The sequence below is a fragment of the Vibrio sp. 10N.222.48.A3 genome, from assembly GCF_041475345.1.
Classification (GTDB): Bacteria; Pseudomonadota; Gammaproteobacteria; order Enterobacterales; family Vibrionaceae; genus Vibrio; species Vibrio tasmaniensis_A.
Genome location: NZ_JBFRVX010000487.1, coordinates 1 through 7,967, shown reverse-complemented (window position 1 = coordinate 7,967; position 7,967 = coordinate 1). Strand labels below are relative to the sequence as shown.

Here is a 7,967-nt window from a genome sequence, read left to right as displayed (position 1 = left end):
TGCGTCGATAATCAGTTGTTTTAGTTCGTTGTGTAATGTTTCCACTTAGGCCTACTTAGTACTTTATCTAAATGCTACTTCAAGGGGGGCGATTCTACATTATGTGATGTATTTTCGAAACGCTGATATCACCAGTTGTTTTATTGATGAGCTAAATATTTTCTTCGGAAGGAAAAATAGTCTGTGCAAGGTGTTGATTGAGGCGCCTTGCTGCCGAAGTTAAGTTATTTGAATTCTCAATAAAAGGTGCGACGTCTATTTTACCTTTCACTGCGATATGAAAAAAGGGTTTAGTGGCAGGAACTTGATACCATTTTTTCTCTTTTGTTAAGAATGTCGGAGAAACTGTAATATGAATCACGCGTAAGTCGGTTTGTGTTCGAGTGGCAATTTGTGCCGCACCACGTTGTAAGGATGGTTCAATTCCTGGCGTTGTGCGAGTGCCTTCAGGGAAAACTAACAATACATTTCCACGCGAAAAGCGTTCTTCACAGCGTTCTAAAAGATCGTCAGGGGTTTGGTTGGGTATGTATCCCGCTGCTTTGACAATCCTCTTCATAAACGGGTTTTCCCATATTGCCGCTTTAACAAGACAATCACATTGAGGAAGTTGAGAGGCGATCAGTACATAGTCAATCAAGCTAGGGTGATTGGCGACAATGATGCAGTTGCGATCTTCGCGGAGCAGTTCGGCGCCATCAATTCGGTAATCAATCGCGCCTGTAAACTTCATTATTTGGCAGAATGCATTGAATGAGAAACGGATTAATCGCTGTGCTTTGAGCTCTCTTTCTATGACGTTGCGAGTCGTTAGGGCGATCGAAGGTAAGATTAAGAAGCTTAAGACTAAGCCTCCCAAACCAAAGATGGTAAAGCAGAGCCCCGTCGCGAATACTCGCCAACATTGGCCTACTTTGCTCATTTCTGTGCACCTGTTTGCGCGTTATTGACCCAGGACCAGTTTTGGTGCTTACCAGCAATAGTCCAATGCTGTGTTCCCAATAGGATATGTTGTAGCGTTTGTAGGCCTTGCGGTAAATCAGCTGCTGAGTTGTCTCTAACTTTGGGGGTGCTAGCGATTGGTTTACTTGTTACTGCTCTCGAAACCGAGTAGTCACTGCCTGCTGTGAGTACTAAACCTAGAGCGTAGTCAGCATAGTGCTGATTTTCATATTCTCGATATACATCAGGCAGAGGTTGGTCGAAGTCAATGACGAGTACACGATGTGACGGATACTGATGTAGGTAAAGATAAGCTTCAATCAGGGCGTTGTGAAAGGTATCTTGCCCAGCAGCGATAGAGGTCAGTGGAATCGGCGCTTTTGCAGCAATCGTTGTTAGACCTGCAGCGGTGTTGTGTACCGATTGGGAAAACGCCATTGGAGAGGCGTCGTCACCTTCTAATATTGATTGAATTAAAGTGGCTGTTCGGTGGAGCTCACCATGTCGACTGGCAAAAACCAGATAATCAATCGAGGTATCTTTTAATAGGGTTAATGCGGTTTGGACGGCCAGTTTGCTTTGCAGGCTCATTCGGCGGCGCATCATAGGAGGGATGGCTTTAAATTCAGTTGAGCCATTTTGTGGCCAATCTAAATGAGTGCTCCACGTTTGCCACTCGGCAACGGAATAGAGGCCTGGCGAATTTGCTGACCATTTTTCAATATTAAACGACATTAATTGGGATTGATTTGACATAGAGTATTGATTTACTTTGGGTCTAACTAATACTATGCATGCTTATAAATAAACACGGGTAAGGAGTTTAAATGAAATTACTAAAAATAGCCGTTTCAATGTTATTTATACTCGTTCTTGCAGGCTGTGGACGTGTCCAACCTGTAATGAATATTGAGGATACTCCAGTTGCTTTGAATCTTCAAAGTAAACAGGTGAAATCAGCGATTTATGAGTCTGCTGAGAACCGAGGTTGGTTGGTTTCAGAAATTAAGCCAGGCCTAATCCGTGCTGAACTGTATGTCCGTTCACATCATGCTGTGGTTGATATTCCATATAATGATAAGTTTTACTCTATTCTTTACGTCGAATCCGAGAATTTGAAGTACGACGATGGTGAAATTCACCGTAATTACAACCGTTGGGTTAATAACTTGAACGTTGATATTAAACGCAAGCTTGCACAAATGGCTGCTATGTAGCTCTCTATTATTTTAAAGTTAGGTTTTTCGTGTCGGAATATAAATTAGATCCATTTAACGCATTAGAAGCAAAAACAGAAGCGCAAAAATTGTCTTTTGCTCCTATTGTTTTTCATACAGCTCGTACACTTCGTGATTTAGGTATTTTGAAAGCGTTAGATGATGCGGGCAATGATGGTTTACCCGCTGAAACTATTTCTCAAGCAACGGGTGTATCCGAATACGGTGTCAAAGTTCTGCTTGATATGGCGTTGAGTGCTCACATCGTTACTTGGGATAAGCCTCATTATAAAATGGCTAACCTAGGTTTTTATCTATTGCATGATGGCATGACCAACGCAAATATGGATTTCACGGCTGATGTTTGTTATGCCGCGATGATGCATTTAACCGAAGCAATAGAAGAAGGTACACCTGCAGGCCTGAAAGAGCTGGGTGATTGGGAAACGATTTATCAAGGTTTGTCTCAATTACCAGAAAAAGCAAAAGAGAGCTGGTTTAAGTTTGATCATTTCTACTCAGATCGTTCGTTCCCTGTGTTGCTTGAGAAAGTTTTCAGTAAGAAGCCTAAATCGCTGGTGGATATTGGCGGTAATACAGGTAAGTGGGCAATGCAATGTTGTAACTACGACTCTGATGTCGAGGTGACGATTGTCGATTTGCCGCAGCAATTAGAAATGGCAATGGCAAACGCAACACAGCACGGTCATCAAGATCGAGTGACTCCATTCCCCGCTAACATGCTTGATAAACAGCAAGCGCTGCCGACAGGTACGGATGTGTGGTGGATGAGTCAGTTCCTTGATTGTTTCTCGCCAATGGAAATTCTTAGCATATTAAAGCGTGTTCGCTCTCATATGTCAGAAGACGCGACTGTTTATATCCTTGAACTGTTTTGGGATGCACAGAAATACGATGCGGCTTCTTATAGCTTAAATGCGACGTCTCTCTACTTCACTTGCTTGGCCAACGGCAACAGCCGCTTTTACCGCAGTGAAGATTTCCTAGAGATAGTGGAAGAGGCTGGCTTTGATGTGGTGACTCGTACCGACGATATCGGTCTTGGGCATACGCTTCTGGAGCTGAAAGCTAGCGCGAAATAATCATGGTAAACATGGCTTAAATTAATGAAAAAACTGTCAACTCAAGTAGTGATCATCGGAGCTGGCCCATCAGGGTCTATTGCGGCGTCTTTGCTTCATAAAAAAGGCATCGATGTTCGAGTGATTGAAAAAAGCCTTTTCCCCCGTTTTTCTATTGGTGAAAGCCTGTTACCAGCGTGCATGGAAGTGATCGAACAAGCGGGCATGAGCGAAGCTGTGGCTAATGCTAACTTCCAATTTAAAGATGGCGCGGCTTTTCGTAAAAATGGTGTTTATACGGCGTTTAATTTTGAAGATAAGTTCTCTTCTGGGCCGGGAACGACGTTTCAGGTTCAACGAGGTACTTTTGATAAGGTAATGGCAGACTGTGCTGAAGCGCAGGGTGTTACCATTGATTACCAACATGAACTGATAGGCATTAACTTCGCTGAAGACCGTACTATATTAGATGTACAAATACAGGGTGGAGAGCGTTATCAGCTAGAGGCTCAATACGTCCTTGATGGTAGTGGTTTTGGTCGAGTGTTACCCAAAATGCTCGATTTAGAAGAGCCATCACGACTTCCTCCGCGCAAAGCTATCTTCACACATATTAATGATCATATCTCAGCAACGGATAGTGATCTTGAATACGATCGCAGTAAAATTTTGGTCTCGGTACATCCAACCAATCCTGATGTTTGGTATTGGTTGATTCCCTTCAGTAACGGAGTCTCTTCATTCGGTGTGGTAGGGGAACCTAAATTCTTTGAATCATACCCAGAAGACAAGATTTCGGCGATTAAGCAGCTGGCAACAGAAGAGTCGGGCTTGGCCGAGATTTTGGCAAATGCGGAGTATCCAAATCCCGCAGGCGAAATTGGTGGCTATTCTGTCAACGTTAAACATCTTGCAACCGATAAGTATGCATTACTGGGTAATGCAGGGGAATTTCTTGACCCTGTATTTTCATCGGGAGTGACTATTGCGATGAAGTCGGCTCAGTTTGTGGTTGAGTGTGTGGAAAAACAACTCAATGGCGAGAAAGTCGACTGGGATCGTGAATACGCTGAACCATTGATGATTGGGGTAAATACTTTTAGAACGTATGTTGAAGGGTGGTACTCGGGGGCTCTTCAGGATGTGATTTTCTATCAAGAACCAAACCCGAAGATAAAGCAAATGGTATGTTCGATTTTGGCGGGCTACGCATGGGATCAAAGCAACCCCTATGTAAACGAGTCAAAACGTCGATTGAAGACGCTGGCAGAGATATGCCGAAGCTAGATGGTCTATTTAGTATGTAATAGCATGCTAAATGGTCACTATGGTTAGCCATAAATCAAAACAGCCGCAATGCGCGGCTGTTTTTGTATCTGATAATCAGCCTCTCAGCTCGAGTACCAACTCCAGTACGTCAGAATCCAAAGTTTCTAACGAAGTTATCGAGGTTGATACTACTTCAGATCAATGCTGTTCAATCGTCCCATAAAGATAAGCAGCTCAATCACATCTTTGTGAGCTTCAAGCAGTGCTCGTTTGGTTTGGCTGTAGGCTGCGAGTCGACCGTGTTTCCGTATAGAACATACTTTCGTTCTGTATTTGTAATCACCATTCTCAGAGAAAACACGCCATTTAGCTATGTAGCACTCGTCGCGATGTTCAGGGTCACTCTGCGTTGGATTGGGCTTAAATACAATTTTAGGCTCTAAACTATGAGGCAGACGTGTCATGAGATAGGGTTCTTTGAGGACCTTTGGCCAAAACTTGCCCCAAAGCTGTCTACCTAGCTCATCTCTTAATTTGATGGTTTTCTTGAGTGCTTTGTCTTCCCCCATACGAACAAAGCCAACTGAACGATGTAATACCGTATCGTCGGGTGTATGAATGTGGATCTTAAAAGCGGTCTTACCTTTCGAGATAAAGCGGTAACCGGTAGCACCAATTAGATTATTCTGGCTCATAGTTTGCTAAATGATGATTATGTTATTAGTAAGGTTACGACAAATACCGCGAAACCGAAACTAATCCTCATGAAAAAAATAAAGCCTTAACAAAAGTGCTAAGGCTTTATTAGGAAATATGAGTTGATGGTGCTGCTAACTACATGATTTTCTGCATTACATCACCAATTTGAATGCTTCCCGCAAGGCTTGGTTGATCAATGGTGAGTTCAGCTTCGTTTTCATAAACGCGAGAAACCGTCAGGGTGATATCGCTTTGAGAGACCTTATTGCGCGGCAAGCCTCTTTGGTCGATAAATGAACCTGTGTGCCAAAGCTGAAGTTTGTCACCTTGTTGTACACCGTGTATTCGGCCTAAATCAATGGTCACCATATTCCCAAACACCGCGGCAACTTCAGGAAGCGTGATCTTACAAGATACTTCTGATTCTAAGTCCAACATAATATTTCGACTGACACGAAGCATCATACTGCCGTAAGTTGATGCCCAGAAACGAGCACTGCGGGTGTCGATTTCACTGGTCTTAGCAAATGGCCATTTTGCAACTTCACGATAGCTTCGGTTGTAAACCTGATGACCTGTTTTACCATCGAATACCTGCATTTCTAACGCAAATTGGCGATTGATAATGTCGTCTTTCAAAAGCTTCGATTCGATGGTTGCGGTTAAGTCGGTGATGTCACCACCTATGATGTACTGTGCCCCGGTATCTTGTGCGATCATTTTGATCACTTCCGGTCGACGCTTGTCTATGTCGTAATTTGTTGTACCAACAGAGACAAAACTGCGAGATTCTTGCGCCAGTTGTCGGTTAACAACATGGCCAAAATCATCACCAATGTTATAGATTCGACCCATCACAGCTTGTTGTGGAGAGGTCACATCAATATTACCGACCAAAAACGTCTTCTTATATTGGCTGTCATGGCAAGCACTTGCCGAAGGGTAGATGTCTACCCTTGCGGTGATCATGATATTGCCACCGCGTTTCTTCTCTTTTTCTACCAGGATGTAGCGTACTTCATGATTGGTAAATTGAAATTCTTTCTTTTTTGCATCTAAGTAGGGGGTGAGGTTTGCAATACTGCCGATGTCAGCGCCTGAGAACTGTATGGCTTTGTAGACGGCATCCTCTAAGGCGTGAACCCTTGCCGCATCCTCTGACGATACTATGGCCGCAGTACCGGTAACTTCATACCAAGAGGCATGAGTGCTGAAGCTGATGGTTGTCAGTAAACTTATTGAAAATAAGTAATAAATTATTTTTTTCATCTATTCGTTACCAGTTGGGTATAAATATTGCTTAACAAATATTTATAAGCTTAAAGCTGACTCAAGTGCGTTTTTCATAATCTGAACCATTAATGAAAAGCAAAGATTGTTCCAACATTGTAATCCATTGAAAAGAGTCATGGCGAGAACATATTGGAACAGCAAGCACTAAATATATCTGGAGATAAGAGAATGAAAAAATGGCTCGTAGTAATGAGTGTCATGTTAATGACATCATGCGCTTATTCGCCAATCTATAACGGTAAATCTGAGTATTCAGGCAGTCCGTTTATGTTGATGGACAGCCCGCGTCATACCATGGATTTTTTCGTGGAAAGCATGACCGAAGATTTGATCTTGTCGAATACGAGTATTTCAGCCAGAACACCCATTGCCATTACCTCGTTTGTCGATCTGCAACACATGGACACAACCAGTTGGTTAGGAAACTCGGTATCAGAAGGTTTCATTCATCAGTTTCAGCGTCGAGGTTTTAAAGTGGTTGATTTTAAAACCACCGGCTCTATCCAAGTGACCCACCAGGGGGATTTTGCTATTAGCCGCGATTGGAAAGACTTAGCCCAAGAGCAAGACGTCCAGTATGTTTTGACTGGAACTATGCTTCGTCAAGAAGGCGGTGTTCTAGTGAATGCTCGTGTGGTCGGAATGCAAACTCGCATCGTTGTTGCCTCCGCACAAGGCTTTTTACCTGCAGACCGTATTGGTCGTGACTTAGATACCCTGAACAGTATTCGAACTCAAGATGGGGTTATTATTCGTTCTGATCCAACGATCAGTCAGCCTCATACTGTTATTCTTCGCCCTTAGGAGTTCGTGATGAAGAAATTAATATTTGTTGTTGCCGCTTTATTGCTTGTCGGCTGTCAACCATTACAAAGCATGAGACCTAATGACTTTTTGGTTGCGGTTGGCTACTCGAGTGTCAGCGAGCAGAAAGGTCGTAATGACGAAGAGAAACGTATCCGAGCAATGAGAGCTTCTAAAATTGATGCGTATCGTGAACTTGCCGAACAAGTGTATGGTATGCGCGTGAGTGGTCGGGCTGAGCTTGAGGATCAGCGTCTTGGTGCTGAAAGAACTTCAGGTGCAGTTGATGGTGTTATCCGTGGGGCTGAAGTGGTGCGCAGTTACCCTGTTGGCGACAGCTATGTGACTGAACTACGGTTAGATATCCGAAAAATGGAACAACTGCGTAATTATGGCGAAGTTCAACCAGTGCCTGAGAAGAGACAACAAACGTTGTTCTAGTTTAAGGATCGTCTAGTTATAGGTTTCTCCTGTTATATTGGCTGCTATTCGCTTTCCAGATGGCGTAACGGCAACCAGTAACGGCTATGAATAAGAAAGCGGCAAGTATTAAAGTACTTGCCGCTTTTTTGTTTATCGGCTTGGGGAGTACATTCACAGGTTTAGTGGGAGATTTGACTAGTGTAACGAGAAGGGTAGGCTGAGATACAGATACAGATAC

General features: G+C 43.3%; 10 protein-coding genes. 5 read left to right on the top strand and 5 right to left on the bottom strand.

Annotated elements, in window-relative coordinates; translation table 11 throughout:
- Positions 1-151: 151 nt before the first annotated feature.
- The gene (locus AB4653_RS14430; protein ID WP_009848589.1) at positions 152-922 is read right to left on the bottom strand and encodes a 1-acyl-sn-glycerol-3-phosphate acyltransferase; all 771 of its coding nucleotides are present in this window, start codon (positions 920-922) and stop codon (positions 152-154) included.
- Positions 919-1,698: a beta-ketoacyl synthase chain length factor gene (locus AB4653_RS14425; protein ID WP_170962735.1), complete on the bottom strand. Its 780-nt coding sequence runs from the start codon at positions 1,696-1,698 to the stop codon at positions 919-921. Before AB4653_RS14425 ends, AB4653_RS14430 begins: the two co-directional genes overlap by 4 nt.
- A 71-nt stretch (positions 1,699-1,769) precedes the next feature.
- On the opposite strand from AB4653_RS14425, the gene AB4653_RS14420 reads away from it, so the two are divergent.
- The 3 genes from AB4653_RS14420 to AB4653_RS14410 are packed head-to-tail and all read left to right on the top strand — an operon-like array spanning position 1,770 to position 4,528.
- Positions 1,770-2,159 carry a hypothetical protein gene (locus tag AB4653_RS14420; RefSeq protein ID WP_009848587.1) on the top strand — a complete coding sequence of 130 codons (390 nt, stop codon included), beginning with the start codon at positions 1,770-1,772 and terminating at the stop codon, positions 2,157-2,159.
- A 29-nt stretch (positions 2,160-2,188) separates the two neighbouring features.
- The gene (locus AB4653_RS14415; RefSeq protein WP_009848586.1) at positions 2,189-3,262 is read left to right on the top strand and encodes a methyltransferase; all 1,074 of its coding nucleotides are present in this window, start codon (positions 2,189-2,191) and stop codon (positions 3,260-3,262) included.
- A 24-nt stretch (positions 3,263-3,286) separates the two neighbouring features.
- Positions 3,287-4,528 carry an NAD(P)/FAD-dependent oxidoreductase gene (locus AB4653_RS14410; protein WP_102257953.1) on the top strand — a complete coding sequence of 414 codons (1,242 nt, stop codon included), beginning with the start codon at positions 3,287-3,289 and terminating at the stop codon, positions 4,526-4,528.
- Between the two features lie 170 nt (positions 4,529-4,698).
- On the opposite strand, the gene AB4653_RS14405 is transcribed toward AB4653_RS14410, so the two are convergent.
- Entirely contained in the window at positions 4,699-5,205 is a 507-nt protein-coding gene (locus AB4653_RS14405; protein ID WP_009848584.1) for a hypothetical protein, read from the bottom strand.
- A 139-nt stretch (positions 5,206-5,344) separates the two neighbouring features.
- Positions 5,345-6,478 (bottom strand): flagellar assembly protein FlgT, encoded by a 1,134-nt coding sequence (locus AB4653_RS14400; protein ID WP_009848583.1) that lies wholly within the window; start codon positions 6,476-6,478, stop codon positions 5,345-5,347.
- Between the two features lie 192 nt (positions 6,479-6,670).
- Here AB4653_RS14400 and AB4653_RS14395 point away from each other — a divergent pair, with 192 nt between their 5' ends.
- Positions 6,671-7,306 (top strand): FlgO family outer membrane protein, encoded by a 636-nt coding sequence (locus AB4653_RS14395; RefSeq protein WP_012603422.1) that lies wholly within the window; start codon positions 6,671-6,673, stop codon positions 7,304-7,306.
- 9 nt (positions 7,307-7,315) lie between these two features.
- Positions 7,316-7,747: a flagellar assembly lipoprotein FlgP gene (gene flgP, locus AB4653_RS14390; protein WP_009848581.1), complete on the top strand. Its 432-nt coding sequence runs from the start codon at positions 7,316-7,318 to the stop codon at positions 7,745-7,747.
- Positions 7,748-7,763: 16 nt separating this feature from the next.
- On the opposite strand, the gene AB4653_RS14385 is transcribed toward flgP, so the two are convergent.
- The coding region (locus AB4653_RS14385; protein WP_206208506.1) for a hypothetical protein at positions 7,764-7,967 on the bottom strand (204 nt) is incomplete at its 5' end.